Source organism: Delftia deserti (assembly GCF_042653485.1).
In the GTDB taxonomy this organism is placed as follows: Bacteria; Pseudomonadota; Gammaproteobacteria; order Burkholderiales; family Burkholderiaceae_C; genus Comamonas; species Comamonas acidovorans.
The window spans coordinates 5,116,972-5,142,855 of the sequence record NZ_JBHSIH010000001.1 but is presented as its reverse complement, the minus strand read 5'-3'; the positions used below and the strand labels follow the sequence as shown (position 1 = coordinate 5,142,855).

Genomic DNA, 25,884 nt, shown 5'->3' with positions numbered 1-25,884 from the left:
ACCTATGGGAAACTTTCCTGCAGCGACATCGTCGCCGCGCAACCCCGTATCAATTCCTTGTCCAGCACTCCCCATGGAGGTGAAAATTGAAATCAGAAATAGAACCAATAGATTACGAAACACCGTGGTTGCACAAATAATTGGTCCAAGAATTTTCGAGATGACACCGCAGATCATCACCGCAAGGCACTCCATCAGTTTTCCCGCGACTACATGGACACCCAAAAAAACCCTCAACACCCAATAAGCAATGGCCATTTCTTTCTGCACCAACATCTGCCCCTCGCAATCTTGTAAATCTGGTTTTTAAAACCGCCCGCATGCCGCCTGAAGCCGGTGGCCTGCCGTTGCTGCGACGGCCTGCATGCTCGCCACCTGTGCTTGGTAGGCCTGCCAGCCACCCCGCAACCAGTACACGGGCACTGCGTCAGGCCGGTGGCCCAAAGAGGCCTGTTGCGTTGCCAATCGGGCACGCAACTCAGGCTCCGTCGATGCATCGGCTATGACCACCAAGGCCCGGGACGCGGAGATTCCTGGCTGGTCGCCGCGTGCCTTGCGGCTGGCTATGGCGTTCAGTTGGATAGCCAGATCGTGTGTGGCGACCAGCCGGTGCGTTTGTTGTTCATCAACGGGTGACTGCACAGCAGGTGATGCATCCAGGGCCTTGCTGAGGGACAGCACCGTCCACGCCAGACCCTGCCCCATACTGGCGATCCAGTCGCTGGCGGACAGGTCCTGCAAGCCGGTCGGAGCCATGGGAGGCAATACCGTCGCCGCGCCACCCAGCAAGGCCTTCACACCGACAAAGCCCTGGCTGCGCAATTGCCGGCATGCCGCGTCAAGGTCCGCATGGTCGAGCCCGGTGCCCAGCAGGATGACCTCCTCGGGCATCAGAAAGCGCTTGCCTTGCAGCTCCTGCAAATCCATCTGCATGGCCTGCGTGACGGGCGATGCGCGCCTGTGCTGCGCCGGCCGCACGTCAACGAGCATGGCCACCTGCGGGCCGGGCGCAGCAAGGCGCCTGCGCCACTCGTCCGGACTCATCCAGCAGGAAGGGGTCAACGCCAGAGGCTGCGCCTGCCGGGGCCATGCCACGGGGGTATCGTCGGCCCTTGCTTGCCGTACGGCATGGGCATCTGCGCGACAGGACTGCGGCCCAGCATCGGTCTGCGCCTGCAATGGCGCAGCCGCCAGGACGGCTGTGCACACCGCCAGTGCATGCGCCAGGACGGCGCCCGGAAAATGGAGCAGCTTCATGCATCCATCCCCGCACCTGCACGGGCGGCGCGCCGGCGCTTGTGCTGCAGGCAGGCGCCGAAAGCCATGAGAGCGGACAACAAAGCCAGGCCCGCCGCCTCCAGCCCAGGAACCGCCGTCAACTGATCCCCAGGCAAGGGCCCGGACTGAATGACGGGGCCGCCCGGGTCCTTGATGACGCCATTGGCCTGCAGGTCGTCGTCGCCCAACTGGCCATCAGTGATGGTGTAGCTGATGCGGTTGCCGCTGATCGACAGGTTCCTGGGCGCATACCAGATGCTGCGGCCCCGCGAATGGGGCACAGGCCCGTACTTCAGGTAGCTGCTGATGCCGAACAGGTTGGGCCACTCGGTGGTGACGGTGACCGTGCTTCCGACGTCGCAACCGGTGAGTTCGTAGTCGAACACGCCATGCGGGAAGAACAGCACGTTGAACAGCGGCAGCCAGCCTTCGGGCTTGCGCACGGCCGTCTTGTCCGGGTTGAAGCGGCAGTTGGCGCCACCGCCCGCCACCGAGGCTTTCAGCGTGCCGGAGCCGCTGGGTGTAGGCAAGGCCACATCCTTGCCGGCCACAGGCGCGGCCTGGTTTTGCAGGGACACACGCAAGGCTTCGCCCGCACCGGCCGCCGTCACGCGCATCTCGAATGCGCCGACCAGTCCATTGGCTCGAAGAGCGGGCGACGCGGCAACGCCGCCCCCATCGGTGACGGCCTGCGCCGCGAGCGTGCCACCGTCAAACACGGCGCTCGCTCCGCTGTCCGGCAGCGCAAAGACCACGGCGTGGCCAGCCACGGCGGTGCCCTGCGCATCGGTGACCTGGACACGCACGGGTGCCGCATAGGCCGTCCCCACGGTGGCCGTCTGCCCATCCCCTGTCAGCTTGACAATGCGCAGCACGGGCGCCGTGCCGTCCAGGTTGTCCAGCGTGAAGCGCACGCCGCCAGGCAAGGCCTCGACGCCGGCAGATACGGTGAAGCTGCCCGCAGCGCCAGTGGCGGTCAGCGCCGGGCTGCGTGCCAGGCCCTGTGCGTCGGTGAGCACGCGCGCCTGGCGGCTGCCGCCGGCAAAGCGCGCGGAGGCCCCGCTGGCGGGTGCGTCGAACGTGACCTCCTGCCCCGCCACCGGGTTGCCACCAGCCGTCTGCAGGCGCACCTGCAGCGGCAGCGCAAAGGACTGCTCCAGCCGAGCCGACTGCAGATCGCCGGACACAATGGAAAGCGCCCAATCGCGCGCGGGCTCGTCTTGCCACTGAGCGGCGACCAGGCCTATCCACTGCGCCAGCGATTGCAAGGCCACATTCCGGGTGCCGTGGGATGGCAGCGCCCTCAGCAGGGGCTGGACTTGCACCAGGGCCGAGAGGGCCTGGGCCGGCTTTTGCTGCTCCATGGCGACCCGGGCCTGGTCCAGCAGTGCCTCGACGGCCCGCCGCTGGTCTGCCGTGGCCTGCACCAGCGCAGCCACTGCGGCCCGGGTGTTAGCGGCGGCTTGCGTTTCCGCGATGACGACGACCGGCTGTGACCAGCTGTCCACCAGCGATTTGTCGCCGGATTTGCGCAACTGCGTCTCGACCGTGGTGGCCAGCGAGGTGCCTGGCAGATCCAGCCAGGCCTGCACACGCAGCTCGGCCTGGGAAGCAGGCTCCAGGGACCACCTGGCCTGATCACCATCGACCACGGCCTGCGGCGAGGACGAGCGCAGCTTCATGCCGCTGGCCAGGGTCATGGCCTGCTCCAGCGCAATGGCTTGTGTGCTGCGGTTGGCGATGCTGGTTCTGACGCGCACGACGGATTGCGCCAGCATGGGCTCGGACACAGGCGGGACCAGGGCAGTGAAGCGGGTCTTGGTCCAGTCTTTCCACGAAGCCGCAACCGCGCTTTGCGCCAGCGCATCGAAGCCGATCACCAGCACCTGGCCCTTGCCGTGGGCCACGCCCAATGCAGCGGTCTGCCCTGTGCCATAGCGGGCCAGTTCCGAGCCTGTACCCTCGTTCTGCAATGCCCAGGCCTGGCCTTGCAGCGCCAGCGCCGCATCGCCCAGGCCTGCATCGCCCAGGTGCACAGAGATGCCCGCAGGCAGTGGCTGGCCCGAACGGCTGCCGCCCCAGACGTCGGCCAGGCTGTCCGGCAACGCGCCCGGTGCGCCGTCGATGACCAGCGAGGCACCACGGTAGACGGCGGCCCGCACTTCCTCCATCTGGGAAGCGACCAGGTCGTCCACCGATCCATGGAGCCAGAGCGCGCTGAAGTCACCGGCACGCAAGGCCTTGCGGAACTCACCTGGCGTGACCGCCAACTGCACCGAACCCTCGGCTTGCGCCAGCAGATCCTGCAGGGCCAGGCGCTTGCCGTCCGTGCAAGCGGTGTCGGCGCCGCATGCGGCATAGGCCAGCACACGCAGGCCCTGGTCCAGGGTCTGCGAGGCTGCCACGGAGGCCTCCTGCTCGCGCATGAGCAGGGTACTGGCCGCGTTGTTGCCGGTGACGGGGTCACGGGTGGCCGCGCCGATGCGCGCGGCCAGCAGGAATTCCCTGGCCGTGGCGCCTGCCGCAGGACGCACCTGCAGCACCAGGGTGGGGGCGGAGTCCTTGGCCATGTCGCCCAGGGTCCAGCGGCCCTGCGAATAGCTGCCCGCCGATGCCGACTGGCTGGCGATCTCCAACTCCTGGGGCAGGTCCACATTAACGACGGTGGAGGCTGCAATGGCCGGCCCGGCATTGCGTGCCGTGATGGTGACCGTGGAGCCGCCGTCGCGGGCCATGGTGGCCGGTGCCGCCGTCACGCTGATGCCCGTGTCCGCTTCCGGTTCGGGATCTGGCCCGGTCGCCTTGGCGGAGCGCTTTGCAAACAGATAACCCGCAGCCGCCGTACCGGTGGCCAGATCAATGCCCGAAATGCGTCCCGGCGCGGACTGGCCGCCCGCCGTGCCCGCAAGGGCAGCGCCATCGACCAGCCCCTCGCTGACGGCAGCCGACAGCGCGTAGCTGCCCTGCAGCAGTCCATCGAATCGGAATTGGCCCTGGGCATCGGTGTGGGCCATGGCCAGCACCGACTCCCCGGTGCCTGCCCGGGTGCCGGTGAGCTTGATTTCGAGCACGGGGATGGCGGGCTCGCCGGCATCTCGCAATCCGTTGGCATTGCGGTCCTCGAAGGCTGTGCCGGCAATGCTGGCCTGTGCCTCGCCAGCGACCAGGCCGATGGTGTAGCGGCCCGTGGTGTTCACATCGAACAGGTTCAGGTGATAGCTCCAGCTCAGGTCCTCGTTGCGCTGCCTGGAGAGCCAGACGTTTTCGCCAGGGACGACGTAGCCGTCGGAGCGGACCACCTGCCGGGGAAGACGGGTGCCCCTGGAGGGATCGGGCACGCGCGCATAGGCCATGCCATTCGCCACGGGATTGAACTGCAGGCTGGCGGTGGCACCGGAGGGCACGAATTGCGCGGATCGGCTTTGATCGCTGACCTCGGTATCCACGCCATCGGATTCATAGACGCGGTAGACATCTCCATCCAGGGCCAGAAAATCGCGGACCTTGTCGCGTCCTGGAAGATCGACACGCACATCCTGGACCAATTGATGGGTATTGACGGCCTTGATCAGGGACGTCAGAGCACCGCCCAGCGAATCCGCATGGGTGAATCCGGCCGCGAATTCGACAAATTTGCCAGCCAGGCTGGACACCATGTTCCAGCGCCCATGCATGGACGATCCTGGCGCGATGTCGCCAAAGTCGAGCAGCAGGCTTTTGCCTGCTGGCGCATCGTTGACATAGCCGCTCAGAATCTGGAAATTGACCAGCAGCCCTTGTCGATTTTCGACAATGCGGGGCTGGGCCGTATCGATCTTGGTCTTGTATGAAGTGCCGCCTCCGCTGTTCTTGATGCGCACGCCCAGCGTGAAGGGGTCGGAAGGCTCGACCTCGGGTGTGAAGGCATCGTCACCCGGAACATCACGGGGCAGGAAGTAGTCCAGCACCAGTTCAGGCTGGGGTCGCACGACGATGGACTCCGGCGCCACCTCCACGGTGTCGGTCTTGCCGTCCAGCGTGTAGGTGACCTTGGCGCCTATGTAGTAGACCGCCCCCTGGGGATCGCGGCCGCCCGTGCCGGCGGCGGGAATGATGAGCCACCGCACATTCGCCACGGCCTTGGGGGCGATGGTGCCGCCTTCCAGCGAACTGATGCCCTCGACCCCATCCGTGCGGTAGAAAAAGCGGGCTCCGGAGGCTGCGGAATCCGTGGTGGCGATCACCGTCTGGTTGTTCGCATCCAGGAACTGCAGCGTGATGCTGACGTTCTCCAGCTTCTGGTCCGCCAGGCCATTGGTGATCACCATCCTGGCGTCGAACGCCTGGCGCTCCAGCGAGAGTTTTTGCTCTATGACAATCTTGACTTCGGCACATACCGCATCCGCGGCCTGTGCAAAGGCAATGCCGATGGTTCCTGCAATGGCAAACACGGCGCCAACCAATAGCATCAGCCATCTGGGCGCAATCCTCCCCGAGTCTCTCCACTCCATATCCCCTCCCTCCCCGCTCTATTCATTGGTCCGCGATTGTATTGAGATCACTCATCCGCATCAAATCGTGACCTGAAAAAATAATTGGCAAGTCAATTTAAATAAGACTTGTCCTATTTCAAATGAAGCAACAAAGAGATTGAAACGTCTATTTGCGCTTCAGGGAAAGTCGAATGTCTACACATCCCGATATGGCAATGTCGATTGTTCGGTGATTCACCGGGCACCAGCACCCCAGCGAACGCGCCCACCGCCACCCTGTGTACGACATGCCTCACAATGAGGCCTTGTACTCCCGCACAGAACACCACACTTCATGAAACGCACCTGGCTGCTGTTTTCGCAGGCGGTCACCATCCTGGTGGCTGCCTATTTCGTCGTCGCCACGCTGCAGCCGGACTGGCTGCGCCGTGGAGCCGTGCGCAGCAACGCCGGCATTGCCTTGCTGGAAGCGCCGGCCACGCCGGTCGGGGAAGTCAGCCCCGGCAGCTTTGCGCCTGCCGCCAAGAAGGCTGCGCCGGCCGTGGTGAGCATCAACACGAGCAAGGCGGTGCGCCATCCGCGCAGCAACGATCCGTGGTTCCAATTCTTCTTCGGCGACCAGGGCACGCAGGAGCAGGCAGGCCTGGGCAGCGGCGTGATCATCAGCACCGACGGCTACATCCTGACCAACAACCACGTGGTCGAGGGCGCGGACGACATCGAGGTCACGCTGACCGACAGCCGCCAGGCCAAGGCCCAGGTGATCGGCACCGATCCCGAAACCGACCTGGCCGTGCTCAAGATCGCCCTGGACAAGCTGCCCGTCATCGTTCTGGGCAATTCCGACCAGATCGACGTGGGCGACCGCGTGCTGGCTATCGGCAACCCCTTCGGTGTGGGCCAGACGGTGACCAGCGGTATCGTCAGCGCCCTGGGCCGCAGTCAGCTGGGCATCAATACCTTCGAGAACTTCATCCAGACCGACGCGGCCATCAATCCCGGCAATTCGGGCGGCGCACTGGTGGATGCGAGCGGCAATCTGCTGGGCATCAATACCGCCATCTATTCACGCTCCGGTGGCAGCATGGGCATTGGCTTTGCAATTCCCGTGTCCACGGCCAAGCTGGTGCTGGACGGCATCGTCAAGGATGGCCGCGTGGTGCGCGGCTGGATCGGCGTGGAGCCCAATGAACTGTCGCCGGAGCTGGCCGAGACCTTTGGCGTGAAGGCCGACTCCGGTGTGATCATCACCGGCGTGCTGCAGGCAGGCCCTGCGGCCCAGGCCGGCATGCGCCCGGGCGATGTGATCGTGCAGGTGGGCGAAAAGCCCATCCGAAACGTGTCCGAGCTGCTGACCGCCGTGGCCGCGCTCAAGCCCGGCGAGGCCGCGAAATTCGATGTGCGCCGGGGCGAAGGCCCCGTGGAGCTGCAGATCACCCCGGGCCTGCGTCCTGCGCAGTCGGCACAACGCATGCAGCGCCGCTGACCCGGCTTTCGAGCCCATGGAAAAGGCGCCTGTTCACAGGCGCCTTTTCCGTTCAAGAGCGGGTGCCGGACTACCGCTTGTGCAAACGCTGCGCCGCGCGCCAGTGCGCGCCGGGCGCCACATGCACGGGCGCACCGATGGCGGCGGCCTCCACGCACAGCATCTGCCGCCACCCTTGTGGCGGCATGTCGGCCAGGCGGGCACACAGCGAGGGGCCGGGGTTCCAGACCACGGTCTCGCTCCAGGCGGCATCCTGCGAGATGCGCAAGCCGCCGGCAGGCGCGGCCAGTTCCATGGTCTTCCCGGGGCGGGGGTAGACGCGATCGAGCTCTGCGCCAAAGCGCACCTCGCCTTGCTGCATGGGGTGGGTGTCAGCCACGGCGTCCCAGTAAGGCAGGCCATCGAGGCCTTGCAGCCGGCATTGCTCCACGTCCGCCACGCGCAGGTAGCTGTGCAAGGCGGCAGTGAAGGCCAAAGGCGTGTCGCCCCGGTTGTGCACCACCAGTTCCACGTCAAGCCGGCCGGGCAACAGCGTCACTTCCAGCCAGGTCTCGAAGGAATGCGGCCAGACGGCGCGTGTCTGCGGCGTGTCGGCAAGGCGCAGGCGCAGGAACAGGCCATCGCCCGCCAGCGTCTGTGCCTGCGCGGCCTCGGCCTGCCATGGCAGGGTGCGCGCAAAGCCGTGTTTGACCAGCGGGCCGCGTTGGTTGAATTGGGGAAAGCAGACCGGAATGCCGCCGCGTATGGGTGTGTGGCCGTCATGGGCGGCATGAGGGCTCAGGAACAGTTGCTCATCGCCACCTGCCTGCCAGGACAGCAGCTGCGCCCCTTGCAAGGCCACCAGGGCGGTATCGCCGCAGGCCAGGCGCAGGCGGATGGCAGGAAGGCCCTGCCATGCATCAGCGCAGGCGCCGGGAGCTTGTGCGTCCGAAGGTAAAGCTGTTACCGCGGGAAAGGAAGATGTAACTTTCATGCTTGAATATAGCCCTTCCCTGCTCAGCCCTCCTCTGTCATGCAACGCTCCCCCGCCCCCTCTCCTCTTGTCCTGCGACTCGGCATGCTTGCCCTGGCCGCCTCTTTGGCCTCCTGTGGTGGAGGCGGCGGTGGTGACAGCAACGCTGGCGGTGGCACTGGCGGTGACGGCGGCACCGGCCAGCCTGGAGTGACGACGGTCACCGTGCAATGGACGGCCCCTGCCGCCAGGGATGTGGTGACTGCAGGCTCGGCACTGGCCCTGCGTGCAAGTGTTCTGGCCGATGGCGTGAATGCCGCCGATGGAACCGTGGTGAGCTTCAGCGCAGCCACAGGCGTCAGCACCTCGGCTTTGACCAGTTCCGGCGTGGCAACCGCCTCTCTGACCGGTGCCACGCCGGGCCGCCAGCAGGTGCAGGCCAGCGCCACCGTGGCAGGCCGCACGGGCAGCGCTTCCCAGACCTTCTATCTGCGCCCGGCACCAGCGCCGCTGCGGGTGCTGGTACCCACGTATTTCTATCCCACCGGCACGGGAGCCACGGCCTGGAATGCGCTGACGGCCAGCGCACAGGCGAATCCGACCGTGCAGATGACGGCCATCCTGAATCCGGCCAACGGCATTTTCAGTGGCCCGGACGCGAACATCACGCGCGCCGCCACCGCTTTTGCCAACGCCGGCGGGCAGTTGGTGGGCTATGTGAGCTCCAGCTATGGCACGGGCACGCGATCGCTGGCCAGCATCCAGGCCAATATCGACAACTATTTCACCCACTACGGCGCAGGCCTGGTCAAGGGCTTCTTCATTGACGAGATGGCCGCCACCACCAACCGGCTGGACTTCTACCGCACCATCTATCAGTACATCAAGGCCAAGAATCCCAACCTGATCGTGATCGGCAATCCAGGCCTCGTGCCCGTGGCCGGTTATGCCGATGTGGCCGATGTGCTGACCACGTTCGAGGGCAAGGGCTCCACCTATGCCACCTACGATCCGCGCACGACGAGTTTTGACTGGCTGTACGGGCTGCCCAACAGCCACCAGGCCTCGCTGGTGCACAACGTGTCGGGCTGCGCGGCCATGCAGACGGCCGTGCAGTCGGCCGCCTCGGCACGCTACCAGGCGGGATGGATCTATGTGACGCAGCTGGAGTTCGAGCCCAGCACCGGCGTGGGCAACCCCTGGGCCGGGCTGCCGAACTACTGGGATGCCTTTGTGCAGACCGTGCGCGCCACCAATGCCGGGCAGGCCATGCCTGCCTGCTCGTAAAGACCGCAGGCACCTTCGGCGCCGAATGCAGCGCGGGCGCCTGTCAGGACAGGCGCCCGCGAACAGGGCAGCAGCAAAAGCCGATCAGGCCCTGAGTTCGTCGGCGCGGGCCTGCGCAGCGGCGAAGTCGAGGTCGCCCGAGTAGATGGCGCGGCCACAGATCACGCCTTCGATGCCTTCGTCCTCGACCTTGCACAGCGCCTCGATGTCGGCCATGCCCGCCAGGCCGCCCGAGGCGATGACGGGAATCTTCAGCGATTGCGCGAGATTGACGGTGGCGTCGATGTTGATGCCCGTGAGCATGCCGTCGCGGCCGATGTCGGTGTAGATGATGGACTCCACGCCCCAGTCCTCGAAGCGCTTGGCCACCGAGTGCACATCCTGGCCCGTGAGCTTGCTCCAGCCGTCGATGGCCACCTTGCCGTCCTTGGCGTCCAGGCCGACGATCACATGGCCGCCGAAGGCGCTGCAGGCGTCCTGCAGAAAGCCCGGGTTCTTCACGGCGGCGGTGCCGATGATCACGTAGCTGATGCCGGCGTCTATGTATTTCTCGATGGTGTCCAGGTCACGGATGCCGCCGCCGAGCTGCACCGGAATCCTGCCATTCACCTCTTTGAGGATGGCCTTGATGGCCGCCAGGTTCTTGGGCTGGCCCGCAAACGCGCCATTGAGGTCCACCAGGTGCAGGCGGCGTGCGCCGGCGTCGAGCCAGCGGCGGGCGATGATGGCCGGGTCTTCGCCGAACGTGGTCGACTGGTCCATATCACCCTGGATGAGGCGTACGCAGTGGCCGTCCTTGAGGTCGATGGCAGGAATGAGCAGCATGATGGTTTGCGAGCAATGAAGGCCTGGGATGCAGCGGCCGGTGCGGGGAGGGAAAGAGGGTTCAGGGCTTCCAGCCCAGAAAGTTGCGGAACAGGGCCAGGCCCTGGTCTGCGCTCTTTTCGGGGTGAAACTGGGTGGCGAAAATATTATCGCGTCCGATGGCGCAGGCAAAGCGCCCGCCGTAGTCGGCCTGAGCAGCGCAATGCTGGGGCTGCTGCACCACGGCGTAGAAACTGTGCACGAAGTAGTAGAAGCTGTCTTCGGGAATTCCACGCCACAGCGGGTGGGGCTGCCCGGCATTGTGCGTCTGGTGCACGCGGTTCCAGCCCATTTGCGGCACCTTGAAGCGGCTGCCGTCGGCCTGGACGCGGCCCGCCAGATCGAACTTGCGTACATTGCCGGGGATCAGGCCCAGGCCAGGCACATCGCCCTCGTCGCTGTGGTCCAGCAGCATCTGCATGCCCACGCAGACGCCGAACAGGGGCTTGTTGGCAGCGGCGTGCAGCACGGCGTCCTGCAGGCCGGATTCGCGCAGCTCGCGCATGCAGTCGGGCATGGCGCCCTGGCCCGGCAGCACGACCCGGTTGGCGGCCAGGACCACCTCGGGATCTGCGGTGACCACGACCTGCCAGCCGGAGTCGGCGGCGGCCGTGCGCACGGCCTGGGAAACCGAGCGCAGATTGCCCATGCCGTAATCGACGACGGCGACGGTGTTGTCAGTCAAACTCATAGCGTGTGGCGCGTGTTCGGTCGGATTTTCGGCTGGATTGCCCGGTCAGATCAAGCTCTGGCCGGAGTCAATCGATTCTCTTTACAGAGCGCCCTTGGTCGAGGGAATGACGCCGGCCATGCGCTCGTCATGCTCCAGCGCAAAGCGCAGGGCGCGTGCGAAGGCCTTGAAGATGGTCTCGCACTGGTGGTGAGCGTTGAAGCCCTTGAGATTGTCGATGTGCAGGGTCACGCCCGCATGGTTGACGAAGCCCTGGAAGAATTCGTAGACCAGCTGGGTGTCGAGCTGGCCGATGCTGCCGGCCGTGAATTTCACGTCCATGTGCAGGCCCGGGCGGCCCGAGAAATCGATGACCACGCGGCTCAGGGCCTCGTCCAGCGGCACATAGGCATGGCCGTAGCGGCGGATGCCCTTCTTGTCGCCCACGGCCTTGGCAAAGGCCTGGCCCAGGGTGATGCCGATGTCCTCCACCGTGTGGTGGCCGTCGATGTGCAGGTCGCCCTCGCAGTCGATATCGAGGTCGATCAGGCCATGGCGCGCGATCTGGTCGAGCATGTGGTCCAGAAAACCGATGCCCGAGCGCAGGCTGGCCTTGCCCGTGCCGTCCAGGTTGATGGCGACCTTGATCCGGGTCTCGGCGGTATTGCGCTGCACCTCGGCGGTGCGTGCGGGAGCTGCATTGCTCATAGGGATTCCTTCAGGGCCGCCAGCATCTGGGCGTTTTCTTCGTGGGTGCCCACGGTCAGTCGCAGGCAGTTGGCCAGCAGCGGGTGCATGGCAGAGACATTCTTCACCAGCACGCCCCGGGCCTTCATCTCGGCCTGGGCGCGCGCGGCATCGCGCACGCGCAGCAAGACCATGTTGGCCTCGGACGGCCAGATCTTTTCCACGCCCGGCAACGCGGCAAGGGCATCGATCAGCGGCTGGCGCTCGGCGCGGATGGCCACGGCCTGCTGCGCATACAGTGCCTCGTGCTCCAGCGCGAAGATGGCCGTCTCGCAGTTGAGCACGCTGATGTTGTAGGGCGGGCGCACCTTGTCGATCTCGCCGACGATGGCGGCCGGGCCGATCAGGTAGCCCAGGCGCGCACCGGCCAGGCCGAACTTGCTGAGTGTGCGCATCAGCAGCACATGGGCGTTGCGGGCCGGGTCGGCGCGCATGTTCTCGCTCCAGCTGCGGCGGGCGAAGGGCTGGTAGGCCTCGTCCATGACGACCAGGCCGCCGATGGCGCCGACCGCGTCGATCACGGCCTGCACATCGGCCTCGGCCCAGAGCGTAGCCGTGGGATTGTTGGGATAGGCGATATAGGTGATGGCGGGGCGGTGCTCGGCAATGGCGGCGCGCATGGCGGGCACGTCCAGCTCGAAGTCGGCCGTCAGCTCGACCCCCACAAAGTCCAGGCCCTGCAGCCTGGCGCTCATGGGGTACATGACGAAGCCCGGCATGGGCGCCAGCATGGTGGCACGCCCCTCGGCATGGGGCTGGGCACAGGCCAGGGCCAGCAGCGTGATGATCTCGTCCGAGCCATTGCCCAGCAGCACGGCACTGCCGGCCGGCGCCTGCGCGTAGCGGGCCAGCATGTCCTTGAGCACTTCCTGGCGCTCGCCAGGGTAGCGGTTGATCTCCAGCCGGCCCAGGCGCTCGCCCAGCGCGGCCTGCAGTTCGGGCGGCAGGCGGAAGGGGTTCTCCATCGTGTCCATCTTGAGCAGGCCTTGCGAGGGCTGCACATGGTAGGCGTGCATGGAGCGGACATCGGCGCGGATGCGCTCCAGGGCCAGGGCCTGAACCTGCGGAATGGAAGCTGTCATGGCATGCACACTTTCACGAGTCGGTGGGGGAGGAAATCCATCAGCGAAGCCGCTCAGGCCTGCTGCTGCAGCGGCGCCTGGTGCAGCGGATGCACCATGGCGACGCCGCCAAACTGGGCGCCGTGCGGCAGGTGCAGGGTCAGCATCTGCTCGCAGCCGCTGTGCTGGGCGCAGGCCACGGCCAGGCAGTCGCCAAAGGCCAGCTGGTGGCGGGACTGGACGGCCCAGGCGGTCTCCAGCGTGGCGGCATCGGTCTTCCAGGGCGTCCAGGTCTGGTAGCGGCGGATGGCGGCGCGCGCATCGCCCTGCGGCAGAGGCTGGGCGGCCGTGGTGACCTGTTCATAGAACTCGCACAGAGACTGGCTGCCGGTGCGCCCGCTGCGCGTGCGCCACAGCAGGTCCAGCCACTGCAGCACGGCTGCATGCAAGGCGCCCTGCCCCGTGTCTTCGGCAGCAACCAGCACGGAGGTATCGACGAAGACGGTGTTCATGCCTGGCCCTGGCGACGCAGTGCGGCACTGCGCTGGGCGGGCTGCTCGGATGACGGCTGGCCGCCGTCCCAGCCGCGCTCGTCGGTGCGCCAGGCCAGGTAGGCGCGCTCGTAGGCGTCCTCGCGGCGCTGCATCTCGGCCATGAAGTCGCCCACCATGCGCGAGACGCTGGTGCCGCGCCTGGCAGCCTCGATGCGGGCCCATTCAAGCACGCTGTCTTCGACGGTGATGGTGAGGTTCTTCACAGGATGCAAGTCTACACGAAATTCGTGCTCCACTGATTTCGTGTCAATTCTTGACACGCTTGCTCTAGCGTTCAGGCAGCAAAAAGCGCCGCCCCTTTCGGTGACGGCGCCTTCATCCAGCAGGAAGCGAGCGTCTACTTCAGACGCATTTCGGCAGCGCGCGCATGGCCTTGCAGGCCTTCGCCATGCGCCAGCACCGAGGCGATGCGGCCCAGGCTCTGCGCGCCCTGCTCGCTGACCTCGATGAGGCTGGATCGCTTCTGGAAGTCATAGACCCCCAGCGGCGAGGAAAAGCGCGCCGTGCCGCTGGTGGGCAGCACGTGGTTGGGGCCGGCGCAGTAGTCGCCAAGGCTCTCGCTGGTGTAGGCCCCCAGGAAGATGGCGCCTGCGTGGCGCAGCAGCGGCTCCCACTGGTGGGGATCGTTGCTGGAGACTTCCAGGTGCTCGGGCGCGATGCGGTTGCTGATGGCGCAGGCCTCCTGCATGTCGCGCGTGAGGATGAGGGCACCCCGGTCGCTCAGGCTCTTGGCGATGATGGCGCGCCGCGGCATCTCGGGCAGCAGGCGGTCGATCTCGCGCTGGACGGCGGCGATGTAGCCGGCATCGGGGCACAGCAGGATGCTTTGCGCCAGCTCGTCATGCTCGGCCTGGCTGAACAGGTCCATGGCCACCCAGTCGGGCGGCGTGCTGCCGTCGGCCAGCACCAGGATTTCGCTGGGGCCGGCAATCATGTCGATGCCCACGGTGCCGAACACCCGCTTCTTGGCGCTGGCCACATAGGCATTGCCGGGGCCGGTGATCTTGTCCACCTTGGGGATGGTTGCCGTGCCGTAGGCCAGGGCCGCCACGGCCTGGGCGCCGCCGATGGTGAAGCCGCGCGTGACGCCGGCCACATAGGCGGCGGCCAGCACCAGGGCGTTCTTCTCGCCGCGCGGCGTGGGCACGACCATGATGATTTCCTGCACGCCAGCCACGTGGGCGGGAATGGCATTCATCAGCACGCTGGACGGATAGGCCGCCTTGCCGCCGGGCACATAGATGCCAACGCGGTCCAGCGGCGTGACCTTCTGGCCCAGCAGGGTGCCATCGGCGTCGCGGTAGCTCCAGCTCTCGCCGCTGGCGCGCTTTTGTGCCTCGTGGTAGGTGCGTACGCGCTGGGCGGCGGCCGTCAGCGCATCGCGCTGCTCGTCGCCCAGGCCGTCGAAGGCTGCCTTGAGCTCGGCCTGCGTCAGCTCCAGCGCTGCCATGCCGTCCACCTGCAATCCGTCGAAGCGCGCCGTGTACTCCAGCACGGCCGCATCGCCGCGCTTTTGCACATCGGCCAGGATGTCGGCCACGCGCTGCTCGATGGCCGCGTCCGTGTCTGCCGACCAATGCAGGCGCTGCGCAAAATCGTGTTCGAAGTTGGCGTCAAGCGTGGACAGGCGGGCGGGAGCGGCTTGGTATTCCATGGTGGAGAGGACTTCAGTCTTGGGGAATGGCCGATGCGAAGGCATCGATGATCTTGCGCAGAGGGGCCTGCTTGAGCTTGAGCGAGGCCTGGTTGACCACCAGGCGCGAGCTGATCTCCATGATGGGCTCGACCTCGACCAGGTCATTGGCCCTGAGCGTGTTGCCGGTGGACACCAGGTCGACGATGGCGTCGGCCATGCCGGTCAGCGGGGCCAGCTCCATGGAGCCGTAGAGCTTGACCATGTCCACGTGCACGCCCTTGGTGGCGAAGAAGTTGCGCGCGATCTCGGGGTACTTGGTGGCGATGCGCAGGCGGGCGCCCTGCTTGACGGCCAGCGCATAGTCGAAGCCGTTGCGCACGGCCACGCTGACGCGGCAGCGCGCGATCTTCAGGTCCAGGGGCTGGTACAGGCCCTGGGCGCCATGCTCGATCAGCGAGTCCAGGCCGGCCACGCCGAGATCGGCACCGCCGTACTGCACGTAGACCGGCACGTCGGAGGCGCGCACCAGCACCACGCGCACGTGGCTCTGGTTGGTCTCGAAGATCAGCTTGCGCGACTTTTCAATGTCTTCGGTGACCGAGATGCCGGCAGCGGCCAGCAGCGGCACGGTTTCGTCGTAGATGCGGCCCTTGGACAGGGCAATCGTGATGGTCATTGGGAAACTCTTTCGATGTCGGCACCCAGGCCGCGCAGCTTGTCTTCCATGCGATCGTAGCCGCGGTCCAGATGATAGATGCGATCGACCAGGGTCTCGCCCTTGGCCACGAGGCCGGCGATGACCAGGCTGGCCGAGGCGCGCAGGTCGGTGGCCATGACGGCCGCGCCCGACAGCGACTGGCTGCCGGTGATGGTGGCAACGCGCCCGTCGGTGGTGATCTGCGCGCCCAGGCGCAGCATTTCGTCCACGTGCATGAAGCGATTCTCGAAGATGGTCTCGGTGACCATGCTGCAGCCTTCGGCCACCAGGTTCAGCGCCATGAACTGCGCCTGCATGTCGGTGGGAAAGCCCGGGTATTCGGTGGTGCGGAAACTCTGGGCCTTGAGCTTGCCGGCCGCGCGCACGCGGATGCCGCCGTCCTCGGCGGACACCTCGGCGCCCGCATCCTTGAGCTTGTCGATGACGGCGCCCAGATGGTCGGCGCGGCCATTGCGCAGCAGCGCATTGCCGCCCGTGGCGGCCACGGCGCACAGAAAGGTGCCGGCCTCGATGCGGTCGGCCACCACCTGGTGCTCGCAGCCGCTCAGGCGTTCCACGCCCTGGATGACGATGCGCCCGGTGCCATGGCCTTCGATTCTTGCGCCCATCTTGATGAGCATTTCGGCCAGGTCGCCGATCTCGGGCTCCATGGCGGCGTTTTCCAGCACGGTCTCGCCTTCGGCCAGCACGGCGGCCATCAGGAAGTTCTCGGTGCCCGTGACGGTCACCATGTCGGTGGTGATGCGGGCGCCCTGCAGGCGCTTGAGATGCCCGGGCAGGCACGCATTCATGTAGCCGTTCTCGACCACGATCTCGGCGCCCATGGCCTGCAGGCCCTTGATGTGCTGGTCCACGGGGCGCGAGCCGATGGCGCAGCCGCCGGGCAGCGACACGCGGGCCTGGCCGAATCGCGCCAGCAGCGGGCCCAGGGCCAGGACCGAGGCGCGCATGGTCTTGACCAGTTCGTAGGGTGCCTCGGGGTTGGACAGAGAGCCGGCGTTGATGCGCACGGTGCCGCTGTCATCGTGCTCGGCGCCGACACCCATGTTGCGGATGAGCTTGAGCATGGTGGCCACGTCCTGCAGGCGCGGCACGTTGCGCAGGGTGACGGGCTCGGATGACAGCAGCGCGGCGCACAGCTCGGGCAAGGCGGCATTCTTGGCGCCGGAGACCGTCACCTCGCCATGCAGCGCTCGGCCACCGCGAATCAGGAGTTTGTCCATGGCTGACAGACTTGAATCTGGAAATCGGGAAAAAGGAGATGCCGCACGGGCCGTATCGACCAGTTGCAGCAGAAAGTCTGAAGCGTCGTGACCGGGCTGTGCACTCAGGCCTGGCCGGCCTGGACAGCCCACTCGGCGGGCGTATAGGTCTTCATGGACAGGGCATGGACCTCGTCGGTATGCATGCGCTGGCCCAGCGTGGCGTAGACCAGTCGCTGGCGCTGCAGCAGGCGCTGGCCTTCGAACTGTGCCGAGACGATGGTGGCAAACCAGTGCCGTCCGTCGCCTTCCAGCGCAATGTGTTCGCAAGGCAGGCCGGTGGCGATCAGTTCCTTGAGTTGGTCTGCAGTCATGGGGGAAGCTTTCCTGCCATGCATCGTGGCATGGCCTTGGTTGGCGGCGGCGCCGGGCGCCGGCCGCCTGTTCATGGGTGGATTCAACAATGCGGGCACAACGCCCGCCGCAGCCTGTGGAAAAACCTCAGCCGCGGATCTTGTAGCCGATGCGCAGCAGGTGCACGGCCAGGGCGCTCACCGCCAGCCAGGCCGAGCCGACGATGGCCAGGCTGACCCAGGGCGACACGTCGCTCTGGCCGAAGAAGCCGTAGCGGAAGCCATCAATCATGTAGAAAAACGGGTTCAGATGGCTGACTTTTTGCCAAAAAGGCGGCAGCGACTGGATGGAATAGAACACGCCCGACAGGAAGGTCATGGGCATGATCAGGAAGTTCTGGAAGGCCGCCATCTGGTCGAACTTGTCCGCCCACAGGCCGGCGATCACGCCCAGCGTGCCCAGCAGCGCAGCACCCAGCAGGCCGAAGACCAGAATCCACAGCGGTGCCGTGAATTCGGGAATGGCGAAGTACAGCGTGACGATGAACACGCCCACGCCCACCAGCAGCCCGCGCAGCACCGACGCTCCCACGTAGGCGCCGAACCACGCCCAGTGCGACAGCGGCGTGAGCAGCACGAAGACCATGGAGCCCATGATCTTGCTCTGCACCAGGCTGGAGGAGCTGTTGGCAAAGGCGTTCTGCAGCACGCTCATCATCACCAGGCCCGGGATCAGGAAGGCGGTGTAGCTGATGCGGTCGTAGACCAGCACCCGGCCTTCGAGCACATGGCCGAAGATCAGCAGATAGAGCACGGCCGTAAGCACGGGTGCGGCCACGGTCTGGAAGCTGACCTTCCAGAAACGCAGCACTTCCTTCTTGAGCAGGGTCTGCCAGCCGTTCATGCCGAAGCTCCCTGCGAAGTCTGGCCCTGCTCGTTCATCACGTGGATGAAGACATCCTCCAGATCGGCACGGCGGATTTCCACGTCCTCGGGGACGACGGAGCCCTCGCGCAGCGCGGCGAGCAGGCGCTCCACATCGCTGGCGTCGTTGGCGGGTATCTGCACGATGCGGCCGGTCACCCGTGCCCGCGCGGCCAGGGCCGGCGGCAAGGCGGCATCGGTCTTGAACTGCAGCACATTGGACGAGGCAGAACGGAGCAACTCCGACATGGTCGAGAGCTTGACGATGTTGCCCTGCTTGAGCATGGCCACGCGGCTGCACAGCGCCTCGGCCTCTTCCAGGTAATGGGTGGTGAGCAGCACGGTATGGCCTTCGCGGTTCAGGCGCGCGATGAAATGCCACAGCGTCTGGCGCAGCTCCACGTCCACGCCGGCCGTGGGCTCGTCCAGCACGATGATGGGCGGCTTGTGCACCAGGGCCTGGGCCACCAGCACGCGGCGCTTCATGCCGCCGGACAGCTGGCGCATGTTGGAGTTGGCCTTGTCGGTCAGCCCCAGGCTGTGCAGCAGCTCGTCGATCCAGTCGTCATTGTTCCTGACACCGAAATAGCCGGACTGAAAGCGCAGCGCCTCGCGCACGTTGAAGAAGGGATCGAAGACCAGCTCCTGGGGCACGATGCCCAGCTTGCGCCGGGCGGCCGAATAGTCGGCATGCACGTCGCTGCCCTGGACCAGCACGCGGCCGCTGGTGGCGCGCGACAGGCCGGCCAGGATGCTGATCATCGTGGTCTTGCCAGCGCCATTGGGACCGAGCAGGCCGAAGAACTCGCCCTCCTCGATGTCCAGACTCACGTGGTTGAGCGCCTGGAAGGCCCCCTTGGGGGTCTGGTAGGTCTTTGAGATGGATTGGAATGAGACGGCAGACATGCGAGGCGCGATTCTAGGCCCTTGCAGCCAAACCTGCCTTGCAGGGCTCTTTGCAGCGGCGCGCTGCGCAGGCTGCTCAGGAGGGGGAGGATGCGGCAGTGTCGCTGAGCAGCCCGTCGACGCCGTACAGCGCCGCCATGGACTGCAGGCCCTGCGGCAGGCCCACGACCACCAATTGCTTGTCGGCCGCCTTCGCGGTGCGGCGGCAGGCCAGCAGCACGGCCAGGGCAGCCGAGTCGAAGACCTCGACACCGCTGGCATCGACGCGCACCTGGGCGCCATCGAAGGCCTGAACCTGGGGCTGCAGCTGCACAAGGCAGCTGCGCGCCTGGCGGTAGGTCAGTTCACGGGGGAGCTGCAGCATGGCGTGTGCGTCAATGGGCCATCAGCCCTTGGAGGGCGGCGTGGCAGGCATCTTGCTTCGCGTGGCAAGGGTCTCGATCAGGCCGTCGATGCCACGGGCATTGATTTCCTGGCTGAACTGGTTGCGGTAGGTTTCCACCAGCCACACGCCCAGCACGTTCAGGTTGTAGATCTTCCAGCCGTCGCCGGACTTTTCAAGACGGTAGTCCAGCTGCACGGGCTCGCCGCGGCCCAGCACCTCGGTGCGCACCAGTACATCGATGTCGCCGGGCGCAGCGCGCACCGGCTTGACATTGATGGTCTGGTTGCTGACCTGGGTCAGCGCGCCCGAGTAGGTGCGGATCAGCAGGGCCTTGAACTCGGTCTCCAGCTTCTCGCGCTGTGCAGGCGTGGCCTGGCGCCAGGCCGGGCCAACCGAAGCCGAGGTCATGCGGCGGAAATTCACATAGGGCATGACCTTGTCATTGACCAGCGCATTGACCTTGGAGACATCGCCCTCGCGCAGCGAGGGGTCCTTCTTGATGGTTTCCAGCACGTCGGTGGAGACACGCTTGATCAGCGCATCAGGGGTTTCGTCGGCCGCGTGGACGGGCAGCGCAGCGCCCCAGGTTCCCATGGCCAGCACGGCTGCCGCGGCAGCGCTCCAGGCACGTCGATTGATCATCACTCTTCCTTTCCCAGCAGGGCCTCGATGCCCCGGACCGGGTTGATATTGCACATTTTTCCGGCCGCGCCGTGTCAGGCGCGGACCGTTTTTCATCTCGGGATGTTACGAACTGCCTACTTTGCGCCGTCTTCGGGCGGCAGTTTGCCGGCATCGTCGTCGTAGTCCTCGATTCGGCCGTCATCGCCGGACTTGCCACGCCGCAGGTTCAGGTAGACGTCACGCGTCAGGCTGTAGCGGTCGAGGGCGACGGAGTCCAGCGTGTCCGAGGCATTGAGCAGGCGCGCACGCGTATCCACCAGTCGCAGCACATACAGGCTGTTGCGCACCGGGATGTCGTTGATCGCCGTCAGGGGGTTGCCCCAGGCATCCACAGGCAGCGCCGCCGTGTCACGCACCGTGGACGGGCCGAGCAGCGGCAGCACCAGGTACGGACCCGTGGGTACGCCCCAGCGGCCCAGCGTCTGGCCGAAGTCCTGCTTGTGACGCTCGATGCCTGCTTCGCTGGCGATGTCGAGCAGCCCGCCCAGACCGAAGACCGTGTTCACCGAGAAGCGCACCATGGAGTTGTAGGCTCCCTCGGCCTGGCCCTGCAGCGCGTTGTTCACGAACGACCAGGCATCGCTCAGGTTGGAGAAGAAGTTGCTCACCCCATCGCGCGCCAGGCGCGGCGTGACATCGCGGTAGGCCGTGGCCACCGGCTTCAGGACGGCGCGGTCCAGCCCGTCATTGAACGAGTACATGCTGCGGTTGAACGGCTCGAACGGATCCTGCGGGTTGCGCGCCTCGCCCGGAGCGGTGGCACAGCCGGCGAGCAGCGAAGCGGCGGCCAGCGTGCCGAACATGGCTGCGCGCTGCCAGGAGGCTGCCTGGGCTGCAGGGCGACCCGCAGTCGCCTGTTCATGGTGGTTGGTAGTCATTCTTTGCCTCCTGCACCGGAGCTGCCACCCTGCTCGGCCTTGCCGTAGAGGAACTGTCCGATCAGATTTTCCAGCACAACGGCCGACTGGGTCGCGACGACGCGGTCGCCATCCTTGAGATTGTGGTCATCTGCACCGGCTTCGATGCCGATGTACTGGTCGCCGAGCAGGCCGCTGGTCAGAATCTTCAGGGAGCTGTCCTTGGGAAAGGCGTAGCGGTTTTCCAGGGCCATGGTCACGCTGGCCTGGAAGACCTTGTCGTCGAAGGTGATGGATTCCACGCGGCCGACGACGACGCCCGCACTGCGCACGGCTGCCTTGGGCTTGAGTCCGCCGATGTTGTCGAAGCGCGCGGTCAGCGTATAGGTCTTCTGGAAGTTCAGGCTCAGCAGGTTGGCCGACTGCAGCGCCAGGAACACCAGCGCCGCGGCGCCGATCAGCACGAACAGTCCGACCCAGACATCACTCTTGGATTGCTGCATGGTTTGTTTTTCCTTGATTTGCGAGAGGTGGCACCGGTGCCGGGTCAAAGGCTGAACATCGTGGCCGTGAGCAGGAAGTCCAGCCCCAGCACGGCCAGCGAGGCCATCACCACCGTGCGCGTGGTCGCGCGGGACACGCCTTCGGGCGTGGGCTTGGCTGCATAGCCCTGCAGCAGCGCGATGAAGGTCACCGCCACGCCGAACACCAGGCTCTTGAGAACGCCGTTGCCCAGGTCATACCACCAGTCCACGCCGTTTTGCATCTGGCCCCAGAAGGCGCCGCCATCGACGCCGATCATGACCACGCCCACCAGCCAGCCGCCGATCACGCCGACGGCGCTGAAAACGGCCGCCAGCAGCGGCATGGCGATCAGGCCCGCCACGAAGCGCGGCGCCAGGATGCGGCGCACCGGGTCCACGGCCATCATCTCCATGGCCGACAACTGCTCGCCGGCCTTCATCAGGCCGATCTCGGCCGTCAGCGCCGTGCCGGCACGGCCGGCAAACAGCAGCGCCGTGACGACGGGGCCGAGCTCGCGCACCAGCGACAGCGCCACCAGCAGGCCCAGCGCCTCGGCCGAGCCATAGCGCTGCAGCGTGTAGTAGCCCTGCAGGCCCAGCACGAAACCGACGAACAGGCCGGACACGCCAATGATGGCCAGCGAATAGTTGCCCAGGAAATGGACCTGGTCGCCGATCAGCCGCGGGCGGCCCAGCGCAGGCCCCATGAGGGCAAGCAGGCGGCCGAACAGGCGCGTGCCCATGCCCAGCTGCGTCAGCTGTTGGCGTACCGCCGCGCCAATGCGTGCAGGATGCAGCCGGTTCATGCGCGCCTCCTGCCGTCGGCCTTGCCGGAGCTTGCGGGGTTGCCGAAATCTTCCTCGGCGCTCACGCCGGGGTAGTGGAAAGGCACGGGGCCGGTGGCCCGTGCGTGGATGAACTGCTGAACCAGCGGGTCGGGATTGGCCCGCACCTCGTCAGGCGAGCCCTGGGCGGCGACGCCGCCGTTGCCCAGGATGACCACATGGTCGGCCACGTGGAAGGTCTCCTCCACGTCATGGGACACCAGGATGGAGGTCAGCCCCATGGCATCGTTGAGCTCGCGGATCAGCTGGGCGGCCGTGCCCAGGGAGATGGGGTCCAGCCCGGCGAAGGGCTCGTCGTACATGATCAGTTCCGGGTCCAGCGCAATGGCCCGCGCCAGCGCCACGCGGCGCGCCATGCCGCCCGAGATCTCGCTGGGCATGAGATCGCGCGCGCCGCGCAGGCCTACGGCATGCAGCTTCATGAGCACGATGTCGCGGACCAGTTCGTCAGGAAGATCGGTGTGTTCGCGCAGCGGGAAGGCCACGTTGTCGAACACGCTCATGTCGGTGAACAGCGCACCGAACTGGAACAGCATGCCCATGCGCCGGCGCGCGGCGTACAGGCCTGCTGCGTCCATGGTGGTGACGTCCTTGCCATCGAACAGCACCTGCCCCTGCTGGGCATGCTGCTGGCCGCCGATCAGGCGCAGCACCGTGGTCTTGCCTCCGCCCGATGCCCCCATCAGGGCCGTGACCTTGCCGCGCGGCACCTGCAGCGACAGGTCGCGCAGGATCACGCGCTCGCCATAGCCGAAGGTGACGTTGCGCAGCTCCACGAAAGAGGCAGTTGGGATCATGCTGTGATGCGGTCGATAAATGTTCGCAGGCAAGCCCGCTATTGTGCAGACAGGCGCCGCAGCCTGCTCATCCCGTCCGAGATAAACATACATCCGTGTATGTTTCTCAAAAAGTCATGGCAAGAAATGCCATAAAAAAAAGAGCATGCTTCGCTTGCTGCACAAGCGTCGCACGCTCTCTGGACCTGGGGAAAATCCGGACTGGATAGATGTTTTTTTACAACATGTTATGCAGAAATGCCTGGGTCCGGGCGTGCTGCGGCGCTGCAAAGAACGCTTCCGCCGGGCCTTGCTCGACGATCTCGCCCTTGTCCATGAAGATCACGCGATTGGCCACTTCGCGGGCAAAGCCCATCTCGTGGGTCACGACCAGCATGGTCATGTGCTCCTGGGCCAGCTCGCGCATGGTGCGCAGCACTTCGCCGGTCAGCTCCGGGTCCAGCGCGGAGGTGGGCTCGTCGAACAGCAGGATATCGGGCTCCATGGCCAGAGCCCGGGCGATGGCCACGCGCTGCTTTTGCCCGCCCGACAGGCGGTTGGGATAGGCATCGCGCTTTTCCAGCAGACCCACCTTGTGCAGCAGCGCCTCGGCCTTGGGCACGATCTGCTCGCGCTTGAGGCCCTTGACGACGATCGGCGCCTCGATGATGTTCTCCAGCACCGTGAGGTGCGGGAACAGGTTGAAGGACTGGAACACCATGCCCATCTTGCGGCCGATCTGGCGGATCTGCGCCTCGGGCACGTAGTGCGCCTTGCCGTCGGCGCCGCTGTCCACCAGCACCTCGCCCTCGACGGCGACACGGCCGCTGTCAATGGTTTCCAGGTGGTTGAGGCAGCGCAGGAACGTGCTCTTGCCCGATCCCGAGGGGCCGATGACGGCCACCACCTCGCCGCGCGCCAGCTCCAGCGAAACGCCGCGCAGCACCGGCACACCGCCAAAGCCCTTGCAGATGTTCTGCGCCGAGATCATGGTCTCGGGCGCGTTATCACGCGTCGTATTTGGCATGGCGTTTTTCTAGGTATTGGAAGATCCAGGTCAGCACCAGCGTCATGACCAGATAGAAGCCTGCGGCCACCACGAAGGGCGTGATGGTGAAGTCGCGCTGCACGATGCCGCGCGCGGCGCGCAACAGGTCGTTCAGGGCCAGCACGTAGATGAGCGAGGTGTCCTTGACCAGGGTGATGGTCTCGTTGCTCACGGGCGGGATGATGCGCGCCCACATCTGCGGCAGGATGATGCGGCGCATGGTCTGGCCGTAGCTCATGCCCAGCACCTTGGCACCCTCGTACTGGCCGCGGTCCACGGACTGAATGCCCGCGCGGAAGATTTCGGCGAAGTAGGCGGCGTAGTTCAGCGCGAAGGCGACGACGGCGGCGGGGAAATCGGGCAGGCGCACGCCGATCACGGGTACGAAGGGCAGCGCGAAGTAGATGAACAGCATCTGCAGCATCAGCGGCGTGCCGCGCATCAGCCAGATGTAGCCGCCGACCAGCCGGCTCAGGGCGGGAAAGCGGGAGATGCGCATCAGCGCCAGCGACAGTCCCAGGGGAATGGACAGCGCCAGGGTGATGACGAAGAGCTTGAGGGTGACCAGGGCGCCGGCGGACAGCGGCCCCATGAGCGAGATTACATATTCCATCGAATGGCCTCAGTGCGGTGCGCGGCCCCGCCGGCATCGGCAGGATCCGGGCAGCCACGGGCGCGTGCGTCCCAGAACGCAAAAGACCGGCAATGCCAGGCTGGCCTTGCCGGTCGCATGGCGTGCCGGATTTACTTGATGATGTCCTTGCCGAACCACTTGGAGGCGATTTCGGCGGCCTTGCCGTCCTTCTTCATCTCGGCCAGCGCGGCTTCGAGCTTGCCCAGAACTTCGGTGTCTTCCTTGCGCAGGCCCACGCCGTAGTCCTCGGTGCCGAAGTTGTCTTCGAGCACCAGGTACTCGCCGGACTTCTTGGCCACGTGGAAACGGCCCACGACCTCGTCGACCACGACGGCATCCAGGCGGCCGGCCGACAGGTCCATCAGCGCGGTGATGTTGTCGCCGAAGGTCTTCAGGTCCTTGAAGCTCGCGGCCACGGCGGCGTCCTTCTTGATGGCGTCCACGGCCGAGCTGCCATCCTGCGCACCCACGACCTTGCCGGCCAGGCCCGCCTTGTCCTTGATGTCGGAGTTGGCGCGCACGATGATGATCTGGTGGTTCTCCATGTAGGGCGCGGTGAAGGCGATGTTCTTCTTGCGCTCTTCGGTGATGGTCAGGCCGTTCCACAGCGCATCGACGCGCTTGCCGACCAGCTCGGCCTCCTTGGCGCTCCAGTCGATGGGCTTGAAGTCCACTTCCACGTTCATGCGCTTGGCGGCTTCACGCGCCATGTCGATGTCGAAGCCGACGATCTCGTTCTTGTCGTCACGAAAGCCCATGGGCGGGAAGTTGTCGTCCAGGCCGATCACCAACTTGGTCATGGCTGCCGGCACGGGGGCGGCAACCGGCGCGGCGGCGGTCGATGCGGACTCGTTCTTGCCGCAGGCTGCCAGCAGTGCAGACAGGGCCACCATGGCCAAGAGGGTGCGTTTTTTCATGGCTTAAAGCTTTGGAGTGGAAAAAGCGAAAGGCGGCGGCCACTGCACGCAAGGTGCGCAATCGTTGTAATGAATGGTTCCTTGGCGGAACCTTTGTCTCGGTT

26 protein-coding genes are annotated in these 25,884 nt (G+C 65.9%); 2 read left to right on the top strand and 24 right to left on the bottom strand.

All coding sequences use genetic code 11. The features are described 5' to 3' along the window. Positions 1–306: 306 nt before the first annotated feature. Both ACFPFG_RS24395 and ACFPFG_RS24390 read right to left on the bottom strand, forming a co-directional pair. Positions 307–990 (bottom strand): hypothetical protein, encoded by a 684-nt coding sequence (locus ACFPFG_RS24395; RefSeq protein WP_183019396.1) that lies wholly within the window; start codon positions 988–990, stop codon positions 307–309. Positions 991–1,253: 263 nt separating this feature from the next. Next, on the bottom strand, positions 1,254–5,726 hold the full coding sequence (locus tag ACFPFG_RS24390; RefSeq protein ID WP_380108643.1) for an IPTL-CTERM sorting domain-containing protein: 4,473 nt from the start codon (positions 5,724–5,726) through the stop codon (positions 1,254–1,256). Positions 5,727–6,084: 358 nt separating this feature from the next. Here ACFPFG_RS24390 and ACFPFG_RS24385 point away from each other — a divergent pair, with 358 nt between their 5' ends. Next, positions 6,085–7,236 carry a S1C family serine protease gene (locus tag ACFPFG_RS24385; RefSeq protein WP_183019398.1) on the top strand — a complete coding sequence of 384 codons (1,152 nt, stop codon included), beginning with the start codon at positions 6,085–6,087 and terminating at the stop codon, positions 7,234–7,236. 70 nt (positions 7,237–7,306) lie between these two features. Here ACFPFG_RS24385 and ACFPFG_RS24380 read toward each other — a convergent pair whose 3' ends face one another. Continuing rightward, complete coding sequence (locus tag ACFPFG_RS24380) at positions 7,307–8,209, bottom strand: D-hexose-6-phosphate mutarotase (RefSeq protein ID WP_380108640.1); 903 nt, start codon at positions 8,207–8,209, stop codon at positions 7,307–7,309. Positions 8,210–8,293: 84 nt separating this feature from the next. Here ACFPFG_RS24380 and ACFPFG_RS24375 point away from each other — a divergent pair, with 84 nt between their 5' ends. Beyond that, positions 8,294–9,475, top strand: a complete 1,182-nt coding sequence (locus tag ACFPFG_RS24375) for a spherulation-specific family 4 protein (RefSeq protein ID WP_183019690.1) — start codon at positions 8,294–8,296, stop codon at positions 9,473–9,475. Between the two features lie 84 nt (positions 9,476–9,559). Here the strand turns inward: ACFPFG_RS24375 and hisA are convergent, their stop codons facing one another. The 21 genes from hisA to ACFPFG_RS24270 form a co-directional block, all read right to left on the bottom strand. After that, on the bottom strand, positions 9,560–10,300 hold the full coding sequence (hisA, locus tag ACFPFG_RS24370) for a 1-(5-phosphoribosyl)-5-[(5-phosphoribosylamino)methylideneamino]imidazole-4-carboxamide isomerase (RefSeq protein WP_183019400.1): 741 nt from the start codon (positions 10,298–10,300) through the stop codon (positions 9,560–9,562). 61 nt (positions 10,301–10,361) lie between these two features. Continuing rightward, positions 10,362–11,030, bottom strand: coding sequence for an imidazole glycerol phosphate synthase subunit HisH (gene hisH / locus ACFPFG_RS24365; RefSeq protein WP_380108638.1), 669 nt, complete (start codon positions 11,028–11,030; stop codon positions 10,362–10,364). Between the two features lie 81 nt (positions 11,031–11,111). Beyond that, positions 11,112–11,717, bottom strand: a complete 606-nt coding sequence (hisB, locus tag ACFPFG_RS24360) for an imidazoleglycerol-phosphate dehydratase HisB (protein ID WP_183019402.1) — start codon at positions 11,715–11,717, stop codon at positions 11,112–11,114. Further along, a complete protein-coding gene (gene hisC, locus ACFPFG_RS24355) occupies positions 11,714–12,838 on the bottom strand; it encodes a histidinol-phosphate transaminase (RefSeq protein WP_380108636.1) in 1,125 nt (374 codons plus the stop codon). Before hisC ends, hisB begins: the two co-directional genes overlap by 4 nt. 53 nt (positions 12,839–12,891) lie before the next feature. Further along, complete coding sequence (locus ACFPFG_RS24350) at positions 12,892–13,329, bottom strand: PIN domain-containing protein (RefSeq protein ID WP_047217097.1); 438 nt, start codon at positions 13,327–13,329, stop codon at positions 12,892–12,894. Further along, positions 13,326–13,574 (bottom strand): DUF6364 family protein, encoded by a 249-nt coding sequence (locus ACFPFG_RS24345; RefSeq protein ID WP_374619945.1) that lies wholly within the window; start codon positions 13,572–13,574, stop codon positions 13,326–13,328. The genes ACFPFG_RS24350 and ACFPFG_RS24345 overlap by 4 nt, the downstream gene beginning before the upstream one ends. Positions 13,575–13,708: 134 nt before the next feature. Then, positions 13,709–15,025, bottom strand: coding sequence for a histidinol dehydrogenase (gene hisD, locus ACFPFG_RS24340; protein ID WP_197955190.1), 1,317 nt, complete (start codon positions 15,023–15,025; stop codon positions 13,709–13,711). Positions 15,026–15,038: 13 nt separating this feature from the next. Continuing rightward, a complete protein-coding gene (gene hisG, locus ACFPFG_RS24335) occupies positions 15,039–15,683 on the bottom strand; it encodes an ATP phosphoribosyltransferase (protein WP_017405470.1) in 645 nt (214 codons plus the stop codon). After that, complete coding sequence (gene murA / locus ACFPFG_RS24330; RefSeq protein ID WP_380108632.1) at positions 15,680–16,948, bottom strand: UDP-N-acetylglucosamine 1-carboxyvinyltransferase; 1,269 nt, start codon at positions 16,946–16,948, stop codon at positions 15,680–15,682. Before murA ends, hisG begins: the two co-directional genes overlap by 4 nt. Before the next feature lie 104 nt (positions 16,949–17,052). After that, complete coding sequence (locus tag ACFPFG_RS24325; protein WP_183019407.1) at positions 17,053–17,301, bottom strand: BolA family protein; 249 nt, start codon at positions 17,299–17,301, stop codon at positions 17,053–17,055. Positions 17,302–17,428: 127 nt separating this feature from the next. After that, a complete protein-coding gene (locus ACFPFG_RS24320; RefSeq protein WP_012207327.1) occupies positions 17,429–18,184 on the bottom strand; it encodes an ABC transporter permease in 756 nt (251 codons plus the stop codon). Then, positions 18,181–19,110 (bottom strand): ABC transporter ATP-binding protein, encoded by a 930-nt coding sequence (locus ACFPFG_RS24315; RefSeq protein ID WP_183019408.1) that lies wholly within the window; start codon positions 19,108–19,110, stop codon positions 18,181–18,183. Before ACFPFG_RS24315 ends, ACFPFG_RS24320 begins: the two co-directional genes overlap by 4 nt. Before the next feature lie 76 nt (positions 19,111–19,186). Then, positions 19,187–19,474: an STAS domain-containing protein gene (locus tag ACFPFG_RS24310; protein ID WP_183019409.1), complete on the bottom strand. Its 288-nt coding sequence runs from the start codon at positions 19,472–19,474 to the stop codon at positions 19,187–19,189. A 21-nt stretch (positions 19,475–19,495) separates the two neighbouring features. Continuing rightward, positions 19,496–20,137, bottom strand: coding sequence for an MlaC/ttg2D family ABC transporter substrate-binding protein (locus ACFPFG_RS24305; protein ID WP_065345575.1), 642 nt, complete (start codon positions 20,135–20,137; stop codon positions 19,496–19,498). Positions 20,138–20,253: 116 nt separating this feature from the next. After that, positions 20,254–21,057, bottom strand: a complete 804-nt coding sequence (locus ACFPFG_RS24300) for an MlaA family lipoprotein (RefSeq protein ID WP_183019410.1) — start codon at positions 21,055–21,057, stop codon at positions 20,254–20,256. Beyond that, entirely contained in the window at positions 21,054–21,539 is a 486-nt protein-coding gene (gene mlaD, locus ACFPFG_RS24295) for an outer membrane lipid asymmetry maintenance protein MlaD (RefSeq protein ID WP_012207332.1), read from the bottom strand. The genes ACFPFG_RS24300 and mlaD overlap by 4 nt, the downstream gene beginning before the upstream one ends. Positions 21,540–21,583: 44 nt before the next feature. Beyond that, on the bottom strand, positions 21,584–22,366 hold the full coding sequence (gene mlaE / locus ACFPFG_RS24290; RefSeq protein ID WP_183019412.1) for a lipid asymmetry maintenance ABC transporter permease subunit MlaE: 783 nt from the start codon (positions 22,364–22,366) through the stop codon (positions 21,584–21,586). Then, positions 22,363–23,202: an ABC transporter ATP-binding protein gene (locus tag ACFPFG_RS24285; protein WP_183019413.1), complete on the bottom strand. Its 840-nt coding sequence runs from the start codon at positions 23,200–23,202 to the stop codon at positions 22,363–22,365. Before ACFPFG_RS24285 ends, mlaE begins: the two co-directional genes overlap by 4 nt. 217 nt (positions 23,203–23,419) lie before the next feature. Next, positions 23,420–24,208: an amino acid ABC transporter ATP-binding protein gene (locus ACFPFG_RS24280; protein ID WP_269670913.1), complete on the bottom strand. Its 789-nt coding sequence runs from the start codon at positions 24,206–24,208 to the stop codon at positions 23,420–23,422. Then, complete coding sequence (locus ACFPFG_RS24275; protein WP_012207336.1) at positions 24,189–24,842, bottom strand: amino acid ABC transporter permease; 654 nt, start codon at positions 24,840–24,842, stop codon at positions 24,189–24,191. Before ACFPFG_RS24275 ends, ACFPFG_RS24280 begins: the two co-directional genes overlap by 20 nt. A gap of 131 nt (positions 24,843–24,973) precedes the next feature. Further along, positions 24,974–25,780, bottom strand: a complete 807-nt coding sequence (locus tag ACFPFG_RS24270; RefSeq protein ID WP_183019414.1) for an amino acid ABC transporter substrate-binding protein — start codon at positions 25,778–25,780, stop codon at positions 24,974–24,976. Between the last annotated feature and the right edge of the window lie 104 nt (positions 25,781–25,884).

Coding starts and splice junctions, on each gene's coding strand:
- ACFPFG_RS24395 (WP_183019396.1), bottom strand. CDS start 990: ATGCTCGTTGACGTGCGGCCGGCGCAGCACAGGCGCGCATCGCCCGTC.
- ACFPFG_RS24390 (WP_380108643.1), bottom strand. CDS start 5,726: ATGCTATTGGTTGGCGCCGTGTTTGCCATTGCAGGAACCATCGGCATT.
- ACFPFG_RS24385 (WP_183019398.1), top strand. CDS start 6,085: ATGAAACGCACCTGGCTGCTGTTTTCGCAGGCGGTCACCATCCTGGTG.
- ACFPFG_RS24380 (WP_380108640.1), bottom strand. CDS start 8,209: ATGAAAGTTACATCTTCCTTTCCCGCGGTAACAGCTTTACCTTCGGAC.
- ACFPFG_RS24375 (WP_183019690.1), top strand. CDS start 8,294: ATGCTTGCCCTGGCCGCCTCTTTGGCCTCCTGTGGTGGAGGCGGCGGT.
- hisA (WP_183019400.1), bottom strand. CDS start 10,300: ATGCTGCTCATTCCTGCCATCGACCTCAAGGACGGCCACTGCGTACGC.
- hisH (WP_380108638.1), bottom strand. CDS start 11,030: ATGAGTTTGACTGACAACACCGTCGCCGTCGTCGATTACGGCATGGGC.
- hisB (WP_183019402.1), bottom strand. CDS start 11,717: ATGAGCAATGCAGCTCCCGCACGCACCGCCGAGGTGCAGCGCAATACC.
- hisC (WP_380108636.1), bottom strand. CDS start 12,838: ATGACAGCTTCCATTCCGCAGGTTCAGGCCCTGGCCCTGGAGCGCATC.
- ACFPFG_RS24350 (WP_047217097.1), bottom strand. CDS start 13,329: ATGAACACCGTCTTCGTCGATACCTCCGTGCTGGTTGCTGCCGAAGAC.
- hisD (WP_197955190.1), bottom strand. CDS start 15,025: ATGGAATACCAAGCCGCTCCCGCCCGCCTGTCCACGCTTGACGCCAAC.
- hisG (WP_017405470.1), bottom strand. CDS start 15,683: ATGACCATCACGATTGCCCTGTCCAAGGGCCGCATCTACGACGAAACC.
- murA (WP_380108632.1), bottom strand. CDS start 16,948: ATGGACAAACTCCTGATTCGCGGTGGCCGAGCGCTGCATGGCGAGGTG.
- ACFPFG_RS24325 (WP_183019407.1), bottom strand. CDS start 17,301: ATGACTGCAGACCAACTCAAGGAACTGATCGCCACCGGCCTGCCTTGC.
- ACFPFG_RS24320 (WP_012207327.1), bottom strand. CDS start 18,184: ATGAACGGCTGGCAGACCCTGCTCAAGAAGGAAGTGCTGCGTTTCTGG.
- ACFPFG_RS24315 (WP_183019408.1), bottom strand. CDS start 19,110: ATGTCTGCCGTCTCATTCCAATCCATCTCAAAGACCTACCAGACCCCC.
- ACFPFG_RS24310 (WP_183019409.1), bottom strand. CDS start 19,474: ATGCTGCAGCTCCCCCGTGAACTGACCTACCGCCAGGCGCGCAGCTGC.
- ACFPFG_RS24305 (WP_065345575.1), bottom strand. CDS start 20,137: ATGATCAATCGACGTGCCTGGAGCGCTGCCGCGGCAGCCGTGCTGGCC.
- ACFPFG_RS24300 (WP_183019410.1), bottom strand. CDS start 21,057: ATGACTACCAACCACCATGAACAGGCGACTGCGGGTCGCCCTGCAGCC.
- mlaD (WP_012207332.1), bottom strand. CDS start 21,539: ATGCAGCAATCCAAGAGTGATGTCTGGGTCGGACTGTTCGTGCTGATC.
- mlaE (WP_183019412.1), bottom strand. CDS start 22,366: ATGAACCGGCTGCATCCTGCACGCATTGGCGCGGCGGTACGCCAACAG.
- ACFPFG_RS24285 (WP_183019413.1), bottom strand. CDS start 23,202: ATGATCCCAACTGCCTCTTTCGTGGAGCTGCGCAACGTCACCTTCGGC.
- ACFPFG_RS24280 (WP_269670913.1), bottom strand. CDS start 24,208: ATGCCAAATACGACGCGTGATAACGCGCCCGAGACCATGATCTCGGCG.
- ACFPFG_RS24275 (WP_012207336.1), bottom strand. CDS start 24,842: ATGGAATATGTAATCTCGCTCATGGGGCCGCTGTCCGCCGGCGCCCTG.
- ACFPFG_RS24270 (WP_183019414.1), bottom strand. CDS start 25,780: ATGAAAAAACGCACCCTCTTGGCCATGGTGGCCCTGTCTGCACTGCTG.